Source organism: Rouxiella sp. T17 (assembly GCF_036663475.1).
Lineage (GTDB): Bacteria > Pseudomonadota > Gammaproteobacteria > Enterobacterales > Enterobacteriaceae > Rouxiella.
In genome coordinates this window covers 161,877-183,616 of record NZ_JAWUEA010000032.1, presented here as the reverse complement: position 1 = coordinate 183,616, position 21,740 = coordinate 161,877, and the positions used below count along the sequence as shown (strand labels likewise).

Below are 21,740 nucleotides of genomic sequence, written 5' to 3'. Positions count from 1 at the left end.
GCGGGGTGGAGCAGCCTGGTAGCTCGTCGGGCTCATAACCCGAAGGTCGTCGGTTCAAATCCGGCCCCCGCAACCAACTGTCTGATTGTTTGAAAGCAATAAGAACTGAAGCAATAATAAGTAGAAGTAAAAAGAATGTAGTAGACGGACGCGGGGTGGAGCAGCCTGGTAGCTCGTCGGGCTCATAACCCGAAGGTCGTCGGTTCAAATCCGGCCTCCGCAACCAACTATACTTTCTTAAAAAATTACTTCCTAAAAAGCTTCTACAAAAACAGACACCCGATGGGTGTTTTTTTTTGCCTGAAATTCCTCGATATCCAACCTTTCGCGTCTAAAATCCTACTGTTATTCCTTATCTCTACTGCTATTCCATATCTCTTACGTATCTCTTGCTTATCTCTTGGCCAACATTCCGCCATCGTTAAAGTACGCTTTAATTCCTGCCAGAATAGATTCGGCTACCTGCTGTTGAAAATGGCTGGTTCGCAGCTTGCGCTCTTCTTCCAGATTACTGATAAACGCCGTTTCAACCAGAATCGAAGGGATATCCGGCGCTTTCAACACAGCAAAACCTGCCTGATCGACTTTATGCTTGTGCAAATGATTGACCCTGCCCATCCGCGTCAGCACTTCTTTACCAAATCTCAAGCTGTCATTAATGGTCGCCGTTTGCATTAAATCAAACAAGGTATGGTCGAGATAGCGATCGCCGCTTTTACTTACTCCCCCAATATTGTCAGATTCGTTTTGCGTTTGGGCCAGAAAACGGGCCGCCGTGCTGGTTGCGCCTTTGGTCGACAAGGCAAAAACCGAAGATCCTTTTGCCGCGCGATTGGTAAAAGCGTCGGCATGAATAGAGACAAACAGGTCAGCCCGCTGCTTACGCGCCTTCGCAACCCGCACTTTTAACGGAATGAAAATATCTTCGTTGCGCGTCATGTAAGCAGTCATATTGGGCTGTAGCTGAATCAACCGATGCAACCGCCGGGCAATTTGCAGCACCACGTCTTTTTCACGGGTTTTATGTTTGCCAATAGCGCCCGGATCTTCGCCGCCGTGACCCGGATCAAGCATGATGACCAGCGGACGCTCGCGCCCTGCCTTGCCATCCTTCTTTTTTTCAGGCGGCAACGTTCGGGCCACGTCACCCCGATTGAAATCTTCTAACAACGCCAGCAGTTGGTCGTCGCGATCGCCCTCGCCTCTTTGTTCAGGATAAAGGTCGACAACCAGTCGATGCCGAAAACCGGCGACCGGCGGCAGCGTAAACAGGTGCGGGCTGATGGTCTGCTTCAGTTCAAGCACGATTCGCACGGTCGTCGGCGTAAATTGGCCGACACGCACATGACGAATAGAAGGGTCGCTGGCGTGAATTTTGTGCCCAAGCCCGTTAAGTACTGAATTCAATTGCAAACCTTCAATATCCACGACAATTCGCGGCGGGTTTTGCAAAGTAAATTGCTTATACTTAAGCAGTTGGCTGGATTCAATCGTGATGCGCGTGTAGGTTGAGGATGGCCAAACGCGCACGGCAACGACGTGTGAACTGGCAGCCAAACCAATGCCGCTGACGCTCAACAACCACGATGCTGCGGCGCTTTGCAGAAGAAGGCGTCGGCGAGAATTATGTTGTTCGTCAGCCATGTCGTCTCAAAGATATCAAAAGATGAATAAAAGTAACAAAAAGCGATTGGACGAACTTTAACGAATCAGGTTGGCCCTGTCACTTATTGGTTTGTCAGGATTTTTCAGTTTTTAACTCATTAGTAATAATTCAATTTCAAAAACAGAGATTTCTTACTTGCCACACAGCGCTAAAAGAATAAAAATACAGAAATTACGAATAAAAATTCAAATGAGGTTTTGCCGTGAAGGAACGAAGCACTGAATTAGTACAGGGTTTTCGCCACTCAGTTCCCTACATTAATGCTCACCGTGGTAAGACTTTTGTCATCATGCTCAGCGGTGAAGCCATCGAACATGAAAATTTCACTAACATAGTCAATGACATCGGTTTGCTCCACAGCCTAGGTATCCGGCTGGTGGTTGTTTATGGCGCGCGTCCACAAATCGACAGCAACCTTTCCGAACATAGCTACGAACCGATTTATCATAAAAATACCCGCGTCACCGATGCCCGTGCGCTGGAGTTGGTAAAGCAGGCTGCCGGCCTGTTGCAGCTCGACATTACGGCTCGTTTGTCGATGAGCCTTAACAATACGCCGTTGCAGGGCGCGCATATTAATGTGGTAAGCGGCAACTTCATTATTGCCCAGCCTTTAGGCGTGGATGACGGCGTGGATTATTGTCACAGCGGCCGCATTCGCCGTATCGATGAAGAGGCGATTCATCGCCAGCTCGACAGCAATGCCATCGTGCTGCTGGGGCCGGTTGCCGTTTCAGTGACCGGCGAGAGCTTTAATCTGGTTTCTGAAGAAGTCGCGACGCAGCTTGCTATCAAACTTAAAGCCGAGAAGATGATTGGTTTTGGGGCCGAACAGGGCGTGACTAATGAAGAAGGTAACATTGTTTCCGAACTGTTCCCGAATGACGCGCAAAACCTAATCGAGAAGATTGAAGAGCAAGGCGATTACCAGTCTGAAACCGTGCGTTTCCTGCGTGGTGCTGTCAAGGCCTGCCGCAGCGGCGTGCGTCGCAGCCATTTGATTAGTTATCAAGAAGATGGCGCGCTGATACAAGAACTGTTCTCACGTGACGGTATTGGTACTCAGGTGGTAATGGAAAGCGCCGAGCAGGTGCGTCGCGCCACGATTAATGACATTGGTGGCATTCTCGAGCTGATTCGTCCGCTGGAGCAGCAAGGCATTCTGGTGCGTCGTTCCCGCGAACAGCTTGAGATGGAAATCGACAAATTCACGATTATCGAACGCGATAATCTGACCATTGCCTGCGCCGCGCTTTATCCGTTCCTCGACGAGAAAATCGGTGAGATGGCCTGCGTGGCGGTGCATCCGGATTACCGCAGCTCGTCACGGGGCGAAATGCTGCTGAAACGCGTCGCGAGTCACGCAAAACAGATGGGCCTGACGAAACTGTTTGTGTTGACTACCCGCAGCATTCACTGGTTCCAGGAGCGCGGCTTCAAGCCCGCCGACGTCGACGTACTGCCGATTCAGAAGCAGGAAATGTACAACTATCAGCGTCGCTCTAAAATCCTGATCGCTGATTTGTAATCTTTTTTCGACGAAAACATGAATTTACATAAAGGCGGCGCATACTATGTGCCGCCTTTTTCAATTCGATTTTTTATTCCATTTATAACGTCTTATTCTACGAGCAAAAAAGATCGCAAAGGCAGTCACTCAGCCTGCCATCAACCGCTCTACCAGCCCGCTGCGTCTTTGCGTCGGCGTGCGGATCGCCATGCTCAGCACTTTTTCACTGCTATACAACGACAACCGCCGTTTGGCACGGGTAATCGCCGTATAAACCAGTTCACGCGTCAGCACTGGCAAGAAATGGTTCGGCAACACCAGCAGCGTATGGTCGAATTCCGATCCCTGGGATTTGTGCACCGTCATTGCATAAGCCGTATCGTGAATAGGCAAACGGCTAGGCTGCACCGATTTGATTTGCCCGTCCGGCAGCTGGAAATAGACCCTTAATTCGTCGTTTTCGCTGCGCAAGGTAATGCCGATATCGCCGTTGAACAGCCCGAGTGCGCTGTCATTACGACTAATCATCACGGGCCTTCCGGCGTACCAACGGCCACCCAGCGCGGTGGGTCGACGAATTAAACCGTGGCGCTGCAACATCTGCTCGATACGCTCGTTAAGTCCGGCAAGACCAAAAGGTCCTTCACGCAGGGCGCACAACACTTGAAACTCGCCAAACGCCCGCAGGATTTCAGCAGGGTCCGCTTTGTCGGCGACGGCTTTTAGATAAGGCCGATAGCTGGCGACGCAGGCGTCGAGCAGTGATGTAAAGTCTTCGGTTTCGTTAAGCGGGAAGCTGCCGACATCGGCTAAATTCTGTGCCAACACGCGGTGCGCGGCGTGACTGTCGCCCGCGTTTACTGCCGCAGCCAGCACGCCAATGCCGGAACTGGCATCGAAACGATAGCTTTTACGCAGCAGGCAAAGTGTGTCACGCACGCTGGCAGGTTGCGCGAGTTCGACCCCTTCGGCCGCGCAGCCCGTCAGCCGCAACAGCTGAGCCGCGCGTGTCGGACTATAACCCTGCTCCGCAAAACGGCAAATATCTCCCAATACCGCGCCTGTTTCAACCGATGCCAGCTGATCGCGATCGCCAAGGAAAATAACCCGTGCCTGAGCGGGCAGCGCGGCAATCAAGCGGGCCATCATCGGTAAATCGACCATTGAAGCTTCATCGACCACCAGCACGTCAAGGTGCAGCGGATTTCCCTGATGGTAGCGCATTCGCTGGCTGTTCGGCTGCGCGCCCAGCAAACGGTGCAGCGTGGACGCTTCGTCGGGGAACTGCGCCCGCTGGGCATCGGTGAGATCAAGATGACGGCTCGCCTGTCCCAATGATTCGGTCAGCCTTGCCGCCGCCTTGCCGGTGGGCGCCGCGAGCTGAATACGCAGGCGATTATCGGGCTGAAGCTTGACCAGTGCCGCCAACAGTTTAGCTACCGTGGTGGTTTTTCCGGTACCCGGCCCGCCAGAAATAATGGCGATACGTCGAGTGACCGCCACTGCTGCCGCCACTTTTTGCCAGTCAATACTGCCTGCATCGGCAGGACCGAAAAGCTGGTCGAGCACCTCTCGGAGCCGCTGTTCATCTACGGCCATCTCGCCGTTTTGCTCGGCCAACGCGGCCAGCGTTGCCTGACTGTCATCAATGAAAAATGTCGCCACGCGGCCTTCGTCCTGCCACATGCGTTGCAAATAAAGGCGCTGCTGCAGTAATACCAGCGGCGTCGCCTGACTGCCGTCACTTACCGACGGATGCTGCTGTAATCCAGCAAGCCAGCCTTGCTCGTCCAGCGCGCCAGCCGCGTGACATAGCGCGTTTGCCAGAGCCGGAAAACGGCCTTCAAACAGCCGTTCGGGCAGTAATTCATCGAGTCGCAGGCAAACGTGCCCTCGACCAGCCTCGGCGCTAAGGCAGGCCACGGCCAGCATCATGGCAGGATCTTCTCCCGCCAGCATGCGGGCAAACTGCACGTCTAGAGGGCGCAAAGCGCCAAGCGTGATTGCCTGTTCATAAAGTAGATTCACTGGGCATTCTCCCGTGCTGGTTGCGCTACGGCTTCGCCTTTAAACAGGTTGTCCATCGAGGTAATAAATTCCTTATCAGGCCGGTGGCGGAAAATTCCGTTATCAGGATGCTCAGCGTCGACCCCGCGAAGAAAGAGGTAAATGACGCCACCGAAATGTTGTTCATAATCATAACCCGCCAGCCTGTGTCCAAGGTAGCGATGCAAGGCCAGCGTATAGAGCTGATATTGCAGGTCATAGCGATGCTGCGCCATCGCGCCCTCCATTGCCGCCTGAGTGTAGGCGCTGCTGTCTTCGCCAAGCCAGTTGGACTTGTAGTCCAGCAGGTAATAGCGGCCCTGCCAGCAAAAGACCAAATCGATAAAGCCTTTTAACATGCCGCGCACCTGCTGGAAATTCAGCGGTGGGCATTTTGCCGACAGCGGGTCGTGGCGACGTATCAGCGCGTCGAGATCTTCGGGCTTTAACAGCCCTTCTATCGGCAGATAAAATTGCAGTTCCGACTGCTGCTGCGACGTCTCCAGCAGGCTTAGCGAAAGGCCGGAGTCGTCTAAATCGGTGGTTAGCACCGTGTTGATCCACTCTTCAAGCACGGGCAACCATTCGCTGGCGTAACCCTGCGCCTCGAGTTTTTCGAGCAGCCAAGCGCTTTCTACCGGCTGATTAAAATCAATTTCTTCAAACAGACTATGCAAGAAAGTGCCGGGTGCGGCACCGCGCGGAAAGCTGTGCGGCGTCATTTGCGGCTCGCTTTCCTGCGGTTGTTCACCGGCAGCATCGACGTCCAGCTTTGGCAGCAAATCTTGCGCCAGTGCGGAACCATGCTGTTGCAGCCCGGAATAACTGGTTACACGCCAGAAATCCGCGATGGTACGCGTAATTTGTGCCGCCGACAGCTGCGACGCCACCACTTTTGGCGGCTCCCAGGCGGTGGATTCCGTCGCTTCAATTTGGGTGACAGCAATGTTTTCACCGACTAAATCTACAAGGCATTCAGCTAGATAGGTCGAATCTCCGGCTTGGCCTTTTTGAATCAGATAACCCAGCGCGCCGAGATGCAAATCAGTGTCACCCTGTTTTTTACGGGTGCCTTGAATCAGCGGCGCAACGCCAAGGCTACAGTGATAAACCGAACGGGTTAACGCCACGTACAACAGGCGCAAATCTTCGGCCAGCCGCTCTTCTTCGGCCAGCTCAATGCTTTGTTCATCTTCGCTTAAGTCCAGCAGCGCAGCAAAGCTTTGACGATCGTGATACAGCCCGTGTTTCTGTACGCGGAAATTACTGATAAACGGCAGCCAGACAAGCGGATACTCAAGCCCTTTCGATTTGTGGATAGTCACCACGCGCACCAGATACTTGTCGCTTTCGAGGCGCAGCTGCTGGCTTTGGGACTGATTATCAGGCTGCGCGACCTGCTGCGCCAGCCAGCGAACCAACGCGTGCTCGCTCTCTAACTGGGCGCCGGCTTCCTGTAGCAGTTCGCCAAGGTGAAGTAAGTCGGTCAGGCGACGCTCACCGCCCGGATTCGCCAGCAAATCTTCGGCAATATGACGATGAGTAATCAGGCTTTTGAGCATCGGCAGCACGCCGCGCTGCATCCAGCGCTGGCGGTAACCGTCGAATTCGTCAACCAGCTTGTCCCACGCGGCTTCGTTTTGCGTGAGCGCATCTAAAGTCGGGGCGTCCAAGCCCATGAGTCCGGTCGCCATCGCGCTGCGCAGCGTGCGTTCATGTTCGGGCGTGAGCACGGCTTGCAACAGCCACAGCACGTCCATCGCCTCTGGCGTATCAAACACGCTATCGCGATTGGAAAGGTAAACCGACGGAATATTCAATGCTGCCAGCGCGTCGCGAATCAGGCCCGCTTCACGACGGCTACGAATAAGAATCGTGATATCCGAGGCTTCGACAGGTTTACGGCCGTCACCCGACATCAGCCAGGCCTGCTGCTGCTGGCCTGCGGTTAACCATTCTCGAATCTGTGCTGCGCAATGTTGCGCCATAAACTGCTGATAATCGGCAGAGCCTACGCCTTCGCCCGGCTGTACCCAACACTGCATGCCCGGCTGTTTTTGGCCATTAAGCTCAAAGCTGAGCCCTGCATTTTTAGGCGCGGGTTGCACCGAAAGAAACGGGATCTGCGAGAACAAAAACGGCGTTTCCAGTCGTGAAAACAGTTGGTTAACGCCATTGACCATCGGCACTGCCGAGCGCCAGTTGGTATCCATGGTGTAGTGGGCAGTGACTTCGGCACGCGCCTTCATGTAGGTAAAAATATCCGCGCCACGGAAGGCATAAATCGCCTGTTTTGGGTCGCCGATCAGCAGTAATCCGCATTGTGGCTGCTTGCCATAAAGGTTATGGAAAATCCGATACTGCTGCGGATCGGTGTCCTGAAATTCATCGATCATTGCCAACGGATAACGCTGACGAATGGTTTGCGCCAAAATCTCGCCGTTAGGCTGCCTGAGTGCGCTATCAAGACGGCTGAGCAGGTCGTCAAAGCCGAGCTCGGCGCGCTGGCGTTTTCCTTCGGCCACTGACAGACGGATTTCATCCAGCGCGCGGGCGATGACCAGATCACGAATGCTTAACGGCTCTTCATAAAGCTGGTCGATGGCGCGGAAAACTGCATGCTGCGGCGGCTGACCCTTTTTGGTCTTATCCATCAGAGTTGACTGGCGGAAACGCTCTAATTCTTTCGGCAACGTGTAGCTTTCAGTTTTTTGCGCCGACCATTCACCCACCGCCGCCAGCCAGACGGGCAGATAACGCGTACTGTAACTGCGTCTGTCGACATCAGATTTATCAATTTCGCTGGCTATATCAGCAGCCGAAGCCTGCCACTGCTGCTTGAGATCATCAATGCGCGAAACAATGCGCTGGTGGCGGCTCTCAAGCGTCTCTTCGCTGTCTGGCGGAAAACGCAGCTGCGGCGCTTCTCCGTGAAGGTAAGAGGCTAACACTCCGAGCAAGGCTTCAGGGCCGCTCCACTCCTCGGCGACTGCGCGGGCAATATCTAGAGGCAATGGATAACAATAACGTCGCCAAAAATCGGCGCAGGCCTGACGTCGCAGCGGCAGCTCGTCTTGAATCAGCGTCTGCTCGAAAAGAATTCCCGACTCGAAAGCATTGTGCATCAGCATGCGCTGGCAGAAACCGTGAATGGTGTAAATTGCCGCCTCATCCATCTGCCTTTCTGCGGCAAGCAGGGTTGACGCCGCCTCGGCTAAATCGACGATTTCAGACATCAACGCCGTAAGCATGGGGTTATCACTCACGCCACGGATACAGGCGAGCCGCAGCGCGTGGATATTACTGCGAATACGGCCGCGCAACTCTTCCGTCGCGGCCTCGGTGAAGGTCACTACCAGTATTTCTTCTACCGTTAGCCTGCGCGGAAACGCGGCATCCTGCCCTAGTCCGAGCAGCAAACGCAGATAAAGCAGCGCAAGCGTAAAGGTTTTTCCGGTGCCCGCAGAAGCCTCAATCAGCCGCTCGCCATAGAGTGGCAGCGTGAGGGGATCAAGCTTGTGCGGGAGTGTCTCTGTCATTATTTATTAACCTGATGTGGAAAGGTTTTTTGCAAACTCGATGTCGTCGGGTAGGTTTTCCAACCCGCTGGTGCCGCGTAATCTGGCGTTTTGCTGTCATTACCGGAAACCTGCGACAGCATCGCAAAACCGGTTTGGCTTATCACGGCCTGATGGAAGAAATCGGCCAGTTTCTGCTGAGACAGCCCCTGAATTACGGCAATCACCTTGTCACGCGTGTTGAACTGGTCGTTGCCACGGCTAAAATCTTCGCTAAAGCGCCCCGCTTCTTCACTTAGCGTTTGCGGACGCTGCTGCATGTCATTCAACAGCCCCTGCTTGTACTGGGCAAACTCGCTGTCTTTCATCGCACGAAGACGTTTTTCAGCCTGTGGATAGAAAGCCAGATAGCGCTGGTAAAGATATTTTGGCTGCTTGCTGTTGCTCTGCAACAGGAAACCAATCCCCCACTGTTTGCCCACCGGCATCGGGAAGGCAAAAACGGCGTAACCGAGCTGTTCCTGCGTCCGCAGCTGACTGTAGAACCAAGGCTGAATAATCTGCCCCAGCAATGCGCTATAACCCATGCTTTGGACTTCGTCGAAACCGACGGGCACATAGACGGCGGCCAGCGCAGAGTCGGTCGAGGTTCCTATGCGCTGCATATTAACCTTTTGCGGATGATTGACAATAATCCGACTTCCGCGCCACCACTGCGTGCCCTGCGGTTTCACTTTGTCCTTGATGTCCGCGACCATTTTTTCAACCTGAGGCGCAGTCATATTACCCGTGACCATCACCTCCAGCGCGCCCTCGTCGAGCAGGCTTTTACGATAAGCCGTAACATCTTGCAGGGTAATGTCTTTAACTAAACCCTCGCGCACCTCACGTTCGTTGTAAGGCAGCCGCGAAATCATCTGAGCCGGTAATAACGCCAGTTCAAAGGCTTTGCCCTTGTCTGCCGCCGCCAACCGTTCGAGATACCAGGACTTGGCCTGATCCAGCTGCTGCTGAGTCGGCACCACTTTCGGATACTCTTCCACTAATTTGCTTAACAAATCAGGCAGATGATCGGTAAAACCGTCGGCGTTAAACTCCAGGCCATTGCCCGGCGACGTCGCAAAACTGATGCCGCCAATCGACGCCTGATAACTTAGCTGATCAAACGCCACGCCCGTTAAATAATCATTCAAGCCGTACAGCACCTGTTTTTTGGCGCTATCGAGCGAATGCTGACTGCGGAAAGCCAGCGTTACGTCGGCTTTAGGCTCAGCCGTAAAGTAACGGCTAGGCATATAAAGCACCCTCAACCCTTTTTGATTGACCACAAGCGCGGGCTTAGTCTGTCCGTCCGACTTATTCACCGGCTCGAGATTTTCGGGAATATACGGATTTAGCGTCGGCAGCGAAAGGCTGATTTGCCCTGCAAGCTGCTGCCAGCGAGTAAAATCATCGGCAGGAATTTTATCGACTTCATACGGGGCATCGACAAAATAGGCCGTTTTATTGTGAGGCTCATTCGGACTCACCAGCCAAATGCGGGCATGCGCTGGCGTCAGCCCATCAAGACGATTATCAATGGCCTGCGGGTCGAATCGGTCAGTAATATAAGGAGAATCGAGCACGTGATCGACCGGCACACGCATCATGGTATCGACTAGCCACTCGACGTAATCCATATCACGCGTTACCGCCGGATAACGAAAATCGAGGGCCATTACGTGCGCGATTTCGTCGAAATACTCTTTTTTGACGCCTTCGGAACGGATCAGCGAAAGGTAGTTAAAAATAGCCGCAATCACGCGATCTTTTTCAGCCAGCCCTTTGTCGGTCAGTGAAACAGAAATAGCGAAAACGCCCTGATTCCGCTGCACCATCGGGTCGGCACCGGCACTGATACCGTCCGCAAGCCCCTGTTTTTGCAACCAGTCGGACAAGGTATTTTTACTGCGATTACCAATCAAATAGCTGACATAAGTATCAGTCTTGCTTCTGAAGGCCGCACTATTATTGTCGATGGCAAATTCGACCCGCAGCTGCTTGCGCGGTTCGGCAGGCACATAATGGATGATAATTCCCTGCTGTTCGGGCGTCACGCTCGGCACGGTAATAGGTGGCACGCTAGCGTCGTGATTGGCAATCTTGCCGAAGGTATCGGCGGCAATCTGTGCCAGTTCAGGCAGCGGTTTATTGCTGTAGATAACGCCCACCATAAGATTGGCGGAGTAGTAGCGATGATAAAAGTCCACCAGCGCATCGTGCAGATTATTACCCGGTTTATCGCGTAACGTGTCCAGATTCCCGCCCGCATAACGCGAACCGGGGTGAGCCGGATTCAGGGTTTCTGCCCTCACCTGCCCCATTCGCATGCCATCGCGTGAACGCGCCATAGTGAGTTCGGCATTAACCGCATTACGCTCTTTGTCGGCATAATTTGGGTCAAGCAACGGCTCGCCAACGGCATCGGCCAGACGATCGACAGCCTCTTTCAAGGCATCGTTTTCGACTTCAAGATAAAATGCGGTCCTGTAAGACGCGGTGCTGCCGTTATGGCTGCCACCGTGCATTTTCAGAAATTCGGACAGGCTTTCAGGTTTAGGATATTTTTTCGACCCCATCAGCAGCATGTGTTCAGTGAAATGCGCCAAGCCTAACTGCCCATCGGGATCTTGAAGCGAGCCCACGGATACGGCTAAAGCCGCCAACGATTTTGTGGCATCGTTGTCGGAAACCAGCAGCACCGTCATGCCGTTGGACAATTTTACTGCCTGATATTGACGAGGATCGTTCTGACTTTTATGTATTGTTTCTGCGAATGGTTGCCAGTCTGTCGCGGACCAGACTTCAGGGGCCCAAAACGTCAACAACAACAGTAACCCGCTTACACGGGTAAGCTGTTTCAACATTACCTGTCTCCCTTGATGAGAAAAAATTAAAAACTCAGGCTAAAGCGTCGACGTGGGCCGAACCCATAACCAAAAGCGTGCTAAATGACTCAGACCCCTTAAGATGCAGATAGTTTTCACCCGTTGCTCTTTTGAAGTGGGGCTTGATTCTTCGTTGAGATCTTTAAATCTTCTAGGCAATACGAAGAAGGTCACTATGCCAGATTATGCAGTACCACAGGCAAAAGAAAACGTTCGGCCTCGCCAATAATGGCCTCGATACTTTCATTGTCTAGCTGGCGCAATGCACGCTGCACATAGGGATCTTGTCCTTCGCCGGGCACGCGGTCGTTACCCTGCCATGCCTGCACCAACTTGTTTGTTGCCTTGATTTGCGTTTCATCGTCGCGATTCAGAGCGCCGCTTTTTTTATCGATGCTCTCGAGCAGCCAGGCCCAGCCGCTTTTATGCAGCAGCTTTAAGGGCGAGGTCATGCCTTGCTTAAACCCGCTAATCAGCGTTTGCAAATGCTCAATGGCAACATCAGGGGCGAGGCTGGCATAGCGGAAGCTCGTCCCTTTACGCCCAAACATACGGCTCTCACCTTTGCCACCACTGGCGCAATAAGCCACGTGCTCAACCCATAGCAGCAAACCGTCACGCGCCTGTAAATCGCCGGGCCTCCAACGCAGCAGTCCGTCTTCCTGCACCTGATGCAACCAGCCGTTTAACTGACAGTCCGCCAGCTGAATCTCAAGCTCGATACTGCTACTTTCACTGCGCTCTTCGCGCACCTGCTCGGCCAACTCGGCCATATCGTCACACTGTTTGGCCCAAAAAATTTCGCCGAAAGCTCCAAAGGGCAATCCGCCTGATGCTTTGATCTGATTAAACAGAATGGCCGGATCTTCTTCCTCGATGAGCGCGTTAAGCAATTGAGTATTGAGCTGATAGCGATTGAGGCTATCCAGAATAAAGGGTTCTTCGTCGAGCAGCTCTGTTTGTTCAATTAAAAAACTTACATTAAGGCGCATTTGGAAAAACGCCTTAATCGGGTGGCGATAAAAGCGCAGCAGGTTATCAAGCGAAATTTCAGTCAGCGGAAGCGGCTCAAGGGGCTGATTGAAATCGCTCGCTGGCGATCCTAACCCACCCGCTGCGGGCAGCCACTCCCTTGCATAACTTTGCACCGCATGATGAATGTCAAAGTTGCTGGCATCAAACGGCGTTCTTGAATGCCAATGCTCAAGATGCTGGCGTACTTTTTTCTCGCTGTCGTCGGCGTTAAGAGCCAAGTCTTTTTCAAGGCAGTAACTCTGGCCGATATATTCCAGCAGCTCACTGACCAAGACGGAAGGATAACGCTCGCTGTTGTCCTGGATCGAGCGGCCGATATAGCTGATATAGAGTTTGTCCTGCGCGGAAAGCAGAGCTTCAAGGAACAAGTAACGGTCATCATCACGACGGCTGCGATCGCCACGTTTTACCTGTCTCGCCATCAGATCAAAGCCTAACGGCGGCAGAGTGCGTGGATAAACGCCATCGTTCATGCCCAGCAGGCAGACAACCTTGAAAGGTATTGAACGCATTGGCATCAGCGTACAGAAATTGATTGGGCCTGCCAGAAAACGCTGGCTTATCCTCTCCTGATCCAGCCGCGAAGCCAACTCATCGCGCAAAATAGAGACAGGGACGTCGTCCGGATAACGCGCGGCAATGCCCTGATTCAGTACTTTTTGCCACTGCTGCTCGATAAGTGCCAGTGCAACTTCTGTTTCTCCTTCGGGCGAGAAAAAGGTTGCCAGTAGCTCATTACATAAAGGAAGCCAGTCATTAAGCGCACGCGGTTGAGCCAGACGAATTCGCCATTGGCTTAATTGCATTAACAGTTCGGCCAGATGCCCGGCCAGCTCAGCGGCCAAACCCGTGGATTCATCATAGGGCAGCACGCCCTGCCAATCGCCAGCACGGCTGTCCATAGCGTAACCCAGCAACATGCGGGTCAAACCAAAGTGCCAGGTATGCTGACCCGTAGCAGGTAAGGCTAATTCGCGGACGTTGTCGTCGTCGAGACCCCAGCGAATGCCGGACTCACTGACCCACAGCCGCAGCAGCCTTAGCCCGTCTTCATCAATAGAGAAGCGCGAAGCCAATGCCGGGACTTCAAGCAGCGCAAGCACCTGCTCGGAAGTAAAACGACTCAACGGCAGCTCAAGCAGCGAAATAAAAGCCTGTAGCGCAGGATGTGACTGACTGGCTTTACGGTCGGAAATAGCGAAAGGCAAATAGCGTTCTCGTGGCGCGTTGCCAAACACGGCTTGAATGTAAGGCGCATAACTGTCGATATCGGCGACCATGACAATAATATCGCGCGGCGTCAGCGTGCTGTCTTTTTCCATCAGTCTCAGCAGATTATCGTGTAAAACTTCAACCTCGCGCTGCGGGCTGTGGCAAATATGTACGCTTATTGATTTATCCGCCTCGTGCAAGACGCGTTTACTCTCGCTGCTGTTAAGCGTTTCGGGCGTCATGCCAATTACCGCGCGGTCTTCGAGATCGAGCATGTCCTGCTGGATGGCGTGCAGCAGTGACTCTTCGCCTACGTCGACAAAAGCGTGTACTTCCTGAATATCTTCAACCTGAGAAAGCAGGTACATGTGGTCACGCCCAAGCTTGCCCCACGAAGCAAGAAGAGGGTTACTTAGATTTTGCTCGCCCTCTTCATTAAATAATTGCTCTGCCTGATCGGGGTCGCGGAACAGCGATGTTTCAATAGACTCAAGGTAGTGCCGGCGTTTACGGCTCTGCAATCGGGCAAGAAACGCATAATTCTGGATATCGCCCCAATAATAGCGGCAAGGATTGGTAAACATTAGATGGATATCAATGTGTTTTCCCAGTGCTTGCAAAGCCTGAAGATAAACGGGCGGTAACGCGGAAATCCCGCAAATAAATACCCTCTTCGGCAAGCCTTCAGGGCAGATATCTGTCTGATTAAGGGTCTTGATAAAACGTTCGTAAAGATTGGCCCTGTGCCATTCTGGCTGTTGCAGCTCTTGCGTGTATTCGCACAGTGCGCGCCAAAGCAGCGCCTGCCACTGCTGGGAGGCATCGAGTTCTTCTTCAACTAAACGGCCTTTCTCCCACGTTTTTAACCATTCGGGGCGATACACCAGATATTGGTCAAAAAGGTCGGCCACCCGCGCGGCAAGCTGGTGAATTTTTCTCTTGTCGCCATCGTCGGTCAAATAGCTTTGCAGCTGTGCAAACTCCGGCTGTTCGAGCTTGCCCGGCAGCAGCCACATGAGCTTCCAGGTCATGGCGTCTTTACTAAACGCGCTCTCTTTGGGAATACCGGGTAGCACTTTGGTGAACATGTCCCAGATAAAAGTCGCCGGTAAAGGAAACTCAATGTTTGCGGCAATGCCGAAGGTTTGCGCCAGCTCCATTTGCAGCCACTGCGCCATTCCGGGACTTTGAACCAGTATGACTTCCTGCTGAAAAGGGTTGTCGAGAGGCCTTCCCTCAATCAGGCTAGTGGTTAAAATCTTCAGCAAATCTAGCTGGTTGGAATGGTACACCGTGAACATATCTGTTTCCTTGAGGCCCGTGGGCAACTGCTGATTGAACTCCCGACAGCGGGCTTATATCAAACCCCGAGAATAGTCATACTTTACCGACCGCTCGCGGCAAAGCAAAGAAAGCGGGAAAACATTCTTATTTTTAGCCTTACCGGATGTCGGCGGGTTTGCAAATCCAGCGGCTCAACTGGCTGGTGTAGCGTAATGGCGTCTCGATAGTCGCTGTAACGCGCGTGCAATCGGCAGTGGCCGAGCTCTGTGTTATTTGCGCACTCCATCCCTTTTTATCAAGGGTTTTGCCCTTGCCTGTTACCGCAAAACTTTCAAGCTGGTCGTGCGCTTCGCTCCATGACTGACGAACCTGCCATTGTCGACTGAATCCCTGACTCAAAGATTGGTAATAATGAAGCAACCCCAATAGAGAGACAGAAAGCAGTAACATGGCCAATAGCGTTTCCGGCAGGCTTAATCCGCTGTCATTCGGCTGATTTTTATGAGATTTCATTACATTTCACCTCATCCTTAAGCGGGCAGAAATCTAACCAGCCGTTTAACAGGGGTTTCAGCCTTTGCTCGCTATTGTTTGCTCCTTCGAGACTCACCAGCTGATACAAATACACCGGCGATGCCTCTGGCTGGACTTTCCCCTCGCCACGTAAAAGATAGCGATCCTCAGTTTCGCCGGGCTTAATACAGCTTCGAAGCGTTGCCGTTGAACCCATACTGATCGCCAAACCCCCGGCGTTCGCCTCATCAACACATTGCCAGTTTTCATCGGCTTGCAGCGTCCATCGGCGACTTAGGCCCCAGTTCAATGATGAGGCCGCCAGTTCCCATGACTCGAGATACTGCTTTTCACTTCGTGTAAGGCTTAACGCCGCATTCAAATGCTGATTAACGGTATTTAGCCCCAATAATCCGAGTGCCATCATCATCATAATGGTCAGTATCAACGCGCTGCCTCGTTGACGATAGCCTGCAACATCTTCTTCATCAGCTAAATCTGCATCATGCATCATTGAATTTTCACCACCGTGTGCAGCCGACTGTTCACCGCCGGACTCTTTTTCCAATTCGCTTCAATGTTTAACACCAGCAATGCTGCACCCGTATCCGAAGTGACAGCCTCGACATTAAATTTACGAATCTGGATCTCTGTAGGATCAAGCATTCGCTCCCAGCCGTTGCCATTGCATTGGTTCATTCCGCGCTGGCTTTCCAGCATGTTGTCTCGGAGCCGATAACCAAAATATTCAGCTTCGGTATGTCCCGGCGGCTCCCAGCGGCCATTACGATTGAGATCATAAGCCACGATGATGCACGACCCCTTTGCCTCGCCGGTAGCTTGCCCTATCGTAAACGGCTTGCCGCTACAGACACCGGCGCAAAAGCCAGCTCGCCTGAAATCCTTCTGCAAAGTACGGGCCGTCTGTCGCAGCAAATTATCCAACTGGTAATGTTGGCTAAGCGATTGCGTTCGCTGCCTTAATAGCGGGAAAAACTGCATTGCCCCCAAAATCAGCATGCTACCGATGCCCATTGCCAACATGGCTTCTGGAAGAGTAAACCCTCGCTGGTTCAGCATGTTGGCATCCCTGCAATAGACTTTCCTTCACTGCACAGGCGCAGTCGTCCTCTGGCTGAAAGCACAACCCGTGCCGCGCCCGCGCCATTACTTACGACGATGTGCCCCGCCTGCGCCATGTTACGAATACCGTAAAAACCCATGGTCTTTTCGGAATAAGCGCGCAATGAAATATTGGGTAATGTGGGTTTAAACGCGTTTTGCCCAGCCATTTCACAGTTTGCAGGCTTTTCACCACTTCCTACGCAGCCTTGCGGTCCATCAATTATCCACAGCAGTTTGGTTTGATTATGCCTGTAGGCCTGAGCCTGTAAGCCACTCAGGTAGATTCGCAGCCGTTGTATCTGTTGGTCCAACTGCATGCGTTGCTGATGTTGGCGCCAGCCTTGAAGCGACCAAATGCTCAGCATGGCTATCAAACCCAACACCAGCATAATCTCAATCAGGGTCATTCCGCGCTCTCTTGCCAAGTTGTCAGTTTTCATGAGGCGAGTGTAGGGATTAGGTAGAGCATGACCAGCTGCAAAACATAAGCCGCCAGCACGTCTCGCAAAAAAACGCAGCCTGTTGCAGACCTCGACAAAATTTCAGGAATAGCTATTCCAACTTTGGATTTGAAACAGAAATACGGCTGGTCAGAATCTGATGTCAGTGTACAAAGAGAGGACGGAAAGCTGTGGGGCGAAGAGAGTTAGTTTGAATAAATACAATGTATTAACAAGATAAAGGGGATTTAATAAAGAGAAGAGAGTCGCCCGAATTAAACCTCGGGCGACTGACTAGAGGTTAGATAGCAACCGGCGCTTTGATAGCAGGATGCGGGTCATAACCTTCGATTTCAAAATCTTCAAAATTATAATCAAACAGAGAAGCGGGCTTACGTTTGATAATCAATTTTGGCAATGCGCGTGGCTCACGGCTCAGTTGCAAATGAGTCTGTTCCATGTGATTGCTGTAAAGATGGGTGTCGCCGCCTGTCCAGACAAAGTCACCGACTTCGAGATCACACTGCTGCGCCATCATATGCACCAATAATGCGTAGCTGGCGATATTGAACGGCAAGCCGAGGAACACGTCGCAAGAGCGCTGATACAACTGGCAGGAAAGCTTGCCGTCTGCCACGTAGAACTGGAAGAAAGCGTGGCAAGGGGCCAGCGCCATCTGGTCAAGTTCGCCAACGTTCCAGGCCGAAACGATGATGCGCCGCGAGTTGGGATCTTGCTTCAGTTGCTCGACCACGTTGGCAAGCTGGTCGATTTGCTTGCCGTCGGCAGCGCCCCAGGCACGCCATTGCTTACCATAAACCGGACCCAGCGAGCCGTTTTCATCGGCCCATTCGTCCCAGATGGTGACTTTGTTTTCACGCAGATAGGCAACGTTGGTTTCACCTTTCAGGAACCATAACAGTTCGTGAATGATAGAACGCAGATGGCAGCGCTTGGTCGTAACCAGCGGAAAACCTTCTTGCAGGTTGAAACGCATCTGATGGCCAAAAATTGACAGTGTACCCGTACCGGTACGGTCTTCTTTTGGTGTGCCTTCATCCAGCACGCGTTGCATTAATTCCAGATACTGTTTCATATTACCTCAAGACAATTGTTTCTGCGGGCGACGGTAGGCCCAGACGAACATAATGATACCAAAGACGATCATTGGGATGGAAAGAATCTGACCCATGCTGATCACGCCGTCGAATAAGCCCAGCTGTGCATCCGGCTGGCGGAAATGTTCAACGATAATACGGAACGCGCCGTAGAAAATCAGGAACAAACCCGAAACGCTGCCGGTCGGACGCGGCTTGCGAATGAACAGATTGAGGATGATAAACAGCACCACGCCCTCAAGCAGCAGTTCATAAATTTGCGAAGGGTGACGCGGCAGAACGCCGTACTGATTAAGCAGTGACTGCCATTTCGGGTCGGCAGCGGCAATCGCGACATCTTCATCGTGAGAGCCCGGGAACAGCATCGCCCAAGGAGTATGGGTGGTCACACGGCCCCACAGCTCACCGTTGATAAAGTTACCGAGGCGGCCTGCGCCCAAGCCAAATGGAACCAGCGGAGCAATAAAGTCGGATACCTGGAAGAACGTGCGTTTGGTTCTACGGGCAAACCACAACATCACGATGATTACGCCGATCAAACCGCCGTGGAATGACATCCCGCCATCCCAGACTTTGAACAGGTATAGAGGATTATCGAGGAACAGGGGCAAGTTATAGAACAGAACGTAGCCCACGCGGCCACCCACGAAGACGCCCAGGAAGCCCGCATACAGCAGGTTCTCGACTTCTTCTTTCTTCCATCCGCTGCCTGGCTTGTTGGCGCGGCGCACGGCCAGCCACATGGCAAAGATAAAACCTACCAGATACATCAAGCCGTACCAGTGAAGTGAAACCGGTCCGAGTGAGAAAATGACCGGATCAAACTTGGGAAACGCCAGATAGCTGTTACTCATCTATCACCACAAATTGTATGTTGATGTGCGCCAAAAGTACTTTTTTATCAGCAAGATAAGAAATCCCTCTTCGTTATCTTATTGAACGACTCAAGGCCAGAGGATGCGAATCATAGCATAAGAGAGTTGTACTCTGGTCCAACCGTGGGGGAAAAGATCTGTAAAAAAAAGTCTCGTTATGATGCAACGCGTTCATAAATTAGCGTTTTTTTAACAGCTTTAAGGGGATATAAAACGCTATTTTCCGCCGCGAATGAGACCGCCAAGGCCTCGGCGTTCCATAAAGGCTGAGGTCATATGACGAACGTCAGAGGTGAATTGTGCTTTAAGCGCCTGTTTTGCCAACTCTTGCGCTTCAGTTACTTCGATTTGACGTAAAAGATATTTTACGCGCGCGACGCTACGTCCGTTCATGCTGAGATTGCGATAGCCTAACCCGATGAGTAACAGCGCGCCCATTGGGTCACCCGCCATTTCACCACAGAGGCTGAGGTCGATGCCGGCGGCTTCGCTGTCGCGGATTATTTGATTAAGCACGCGCAGCATGGCGGGATGCAAACTGTCGTACAGCCCCGCCACGCGAGTATTGTTGCGGTCAACCGCCAGCAAATACTGGGTCAAATCGTTGGTACCGACAGAGATAAAATCAACGCGTCCGGCCAGCGAGGGCAGCATAAAGATCATCGAAGGGACTTCAATCATGATGCCGATACGCGGTTTGGGTTGTGCATAACCTAACGCCTCTTCAACCTCACGACCTGCGCGGTCTATGAGTCGGCGTGCCTCGTCTATCTCTTCGAGGCTGGTTATCATCGGTAACAAAATGCCAAGATTTCCGGTAGCTGCATTGGCGCGCAGCATGGCCCTGACCTGAATCAGGAAGATCTCGGGCTGATCGAGCGTAATACGAATGCCGCGCCAGCCAAGACAGGGATTTTCTTCGCTGATTGGCATGTAAGGCAGCTGTTTGTCTGAGCCGATGTCCAGCGTGCGCAGCGTGACAGGCTTGGCCGGAAACAGCTGTAACATGCCCTGATATTGGGCGACCTGCTCTTCTTCCGACGGAAAGCCGCTTTGCAGCATGAAAGGAATTTCTGTGCGATAAAGGCCAATACCGTCGACGCGGCCACCAAACAGTTTCTCGTGATCGGCGCTGAGACCCGCGTTGAGCATAATCTGCACCCGCTCGCCGCTTTGCAGTTTACCGGGTTGCTCGACGTCGCTTTCGGCGCGCTCACTCAGCTCCATCTCTTCGCTGATGAGACGGCGGTACTCTTTTACCAGCACGGGCTCAGGGTCGATAAGCAGCTCACCGCGATAACCATCGACGATAAGCTGGCGCTGGTTGAGCAACGAAGGCTGGATATCCGCGCCCATGACGGTTGGGATCCCCATCGCTCTGACCAGAATGGCGGCATGGGAATTGGCGGCACCGTCGCGAACGACAACGCCTTTCAGGCGATCGGGCGGCATTTCTGCCAACAACGTAGCCGTCAGCTCATCGGCCACCAGAATAAAGTTTTCGGGCCACTGCGTGTCGCCCTGCGCCGTATCGTCGAGATGAAATACCAAACGTTGGCCAAGCGCCCGCAGGTCGCTGCCGCGTTCGCGAAGATAGGTATCCTGCAAGCTGGCAAACTGGGCGGCAAACTGTTCGACCACTTTTTTGACGGCCCATTCGGCTACGGCACCGGCGTCGATTTCGGCAAACAGATCGCGCTTAAGGCGGGCATCGTTTAATAGATGCGAGTAGAGGTCGAAAATCGCCGCGCTCTCTTTTTGGGCACTGGCGGTAAAACGTTTGCTGAAACGACGGAACTCGGCACCGGCATCTTCGAGCGCCCGAGTTAGACGCTCGCGCTCGCGGACAGGGTCCAGCGTCGAGGCCATGTAAATGTTATCAAGCGAAGGCTGGTTGCTGTCCTGCCAACCCGTGCCAATAGCGACACCCGGCGAAGCTGCCAACGCTTTGACGCGCGTCTGACGAAAACGACCATACAGCACGTTGAGCTGGGCCTGCGACAAAATCGCTGCCATCTGGGTAGCCAGCGTGACCATGAAAGACTCTTCGCTTTCATCGAACTGACGATGTTCACGCTGTTGAATAACCAGCACGCCCAGCAATTGACGACGGTGAATAACCGGCACGCCAAGGAAAGATCGGAACAGATCTTCTTGAACCTGAGGAATATATTTAAAGCTCGGATGACTTTGCGCGTCGGCAAGGTTGATAGGTTCTGCCAGGCGACCAACCAGACCGACGACCCCTTCATCGAATGCGAGTGCGATAGTGCGCCCGCGAGGCTTTTTCAAGCCTCGCGTTGCCATCAGGTAGTAACAACGACGATCGTTATCAGCGAGATAGATAGAACACACTTCGGTGTCCATCGCCTGGCACGTTTCATTAACTAAAACATCCAGCGCGTCATTCAGGCTGGAAGCCATCGCTACCTTTTCAACAATTTCTCGCAACCGCGTGAGCATTTCTTCGT

The 21,740-nt window shown here is 52.8% G+C and carries 13 protein-coding genes and 1 tRNA gene; 2 read left to right on the top strand and 12 right to left on the bottom strand.

What is annotated here, in order from left to right:
* The first annotated feature begins 149 nt into the window (after positions 1-149).
* A tRNA-Met gene (locus SC206_RS12445) sits at positions 150-226 on the top strand.
* A 167-nt stretch (positions 227-393) separates the two neighbouring features.
* On the opposite strand, the gene amiC is transcribed toward SC206_RS12445, so the two are convergent.
* Positions 394-1,644, bottom strand: a complete 1,251-nt coding sequence (amiC, locus tag SC206_RS12440; RefSeq protein WP_332737664.1) for an N-acetylmuramoyl-L-alanine amidase AmiC — start codon at positions 1,642-1,644, stop codon at positions 394-396.
* Positions 1,645-1,868: 224 nt separating this feature from the next.
* Between amiC and argA the strand changes: the two genes are divergently transcribed.
* On the top strand, positions 1,869-3,194 hold the full coding sequence (argA, locus tag SC206_RS12435; protein ID WP_332737662.1) for an amino-acid N-acetyltransferase: 1,326 nt from the start codon (positions 1,869-1,871) through the stop codon (positions 3,192-3,194).
* Positions 3,195-3,323: 129 nt separating this feature from the next.
* On the opposite strand, the gene recD is transcribed toward argA, so the two are convergent.
* The 11 genes from recD to ptsP form a co-directional block, all read right to left on the bottom strand.
* A complete protein-coding gene (gene recD / locus SC206_RS12430; protein WP_332737660.1) occupies positions 3,324-5,204 on the bottom strand; it encodes an exodeoxyribonuclease V subunit alpha in 1,881 nt (626 codons plus the stop codon).
* The gene (gene recB, locus SC206_RS12425) at positions 5,201-8,761 is read right to left on the bottom strand and encodes an exodeoxyribonuclease V subunit beta (protein WP_332737658.1); all 3,561 of its coding nucleotides are present in this window, start codon (positions 8,759-8,761) and stop codon (positions 5,201-5,203) included. The genes recD and recB overlap by 4 nt, the downstream gene beginning before the upstream one ends.
* A complete protein-coding gene (ptrA, locus tag SC206_RS12420; protein ID WP_332737655.1) occupies positions 8,761-11,646 on the bottom strand; it encodes a pitrilysin in 2,886 nt (961 codons plus the stop codon). Before ptrA ends, recB begins: the two co-directional genes overlap by 1 nt.
* Before the next feature lie 194 nt (positions 11,647-11,840).
* Complete coding sequence (gene recC / locus SC206_RS12415) at positions 11,841-15,215, bottom strand: exodeoxyribonuclease V subunit gamma (RefSeq protein WP_332737653.1); 3,375 nt, start codon at positions 15,213-15,215, stop codon at positions 11,841-11,843.
* 139 nt (positions 15,216-15,354) lie between these two features.
* Positions 15,355-15,711, bottom strand: coding sequence for a prepilin-type N-terminal cleavage/methylation domain-containing protein (locus SC206_RS12410; RefSeq protein WP_332737651.1), 357 nt, complete (start codon positions 15,709-15,711; stop codon positions 15,355-15,357).
* A complete protein-coding gene (locus SC206_RS12405; protein WP_332737649.1) occupies positions 15,698-16,279 on the bottom strand; it encodes a YgdB family protein in 582 nt (193 codons plus the stop codon). Before SC206_RS12405 ends, SC206_RS12410 begins: the two co-directional genes overlap by 14 nt.
* Entirely contained in the window at positions 16,222-16,791 is a 570-nt protein-coding gene (locus tag SC206_RS12400; protein WP_332737647.1) for a prepilin peptidase-dependent protein, read from the bottom strand. The genes SC206_RS12405 and SC206_RS12400 overlap by 58 nt, the downstream gene beginning before the upstream one ends.
* The gene (locus tag SC206_RS12395) at positions 16,785-17,276 is read right to left on the bottom strand and encodes a prepilin peptidase-dependent protein (protein WP_332737645.1); all 492 of its coding nucleotides are present in this window, start codon (positions 17,274-17,276) and stop codon (positions 16,785-16,787) included. Before SC206_RS12395 ends, SC206_RS12400 begins: the two co-directional genes overlap by 7 nt.
* A 301-nt stretch (positions 17,277-17,577) precedes the next feature.
* A complete protein-coding gene (gene thyA / locus SC206_RS12390; RefSeq protein ID WP_332737643.1) occupies positions 17,578-18,372 on the bottom strand; it encodes a thymidylate synthase in 795 nt (264 codons plus the stop codon).
* Positions 18,373-18,378: 6 nt separating this feature from the next.
* Positions 18,379-19,248, bottom strand: a complete 870-nt coding sequence (lgt, locus tag SC206_RS12385) for a prolipoprotein diacylglyceryl transferase (RefSeq protein WP_332737641.1) — start codon at positions 19,246-19,248, stop codon at positions 18,379-18,381.
* Between the two features lie 237 nt (positions 19,249-19,485).
* Complete coding sequence (gene ptsP, locus SC206_RS12380; protein ID WP_332737639.1) at positions 19,486-21,732, bottom strand: phosphoenolpyruvate--protein phosphotransferase; 2,247 nt, start codon at positions 21,730-21,732, stop codon at positions 19,486-19,488.
* Positions 21,733-21,740 lie beyond the last annotated feature (8 nt).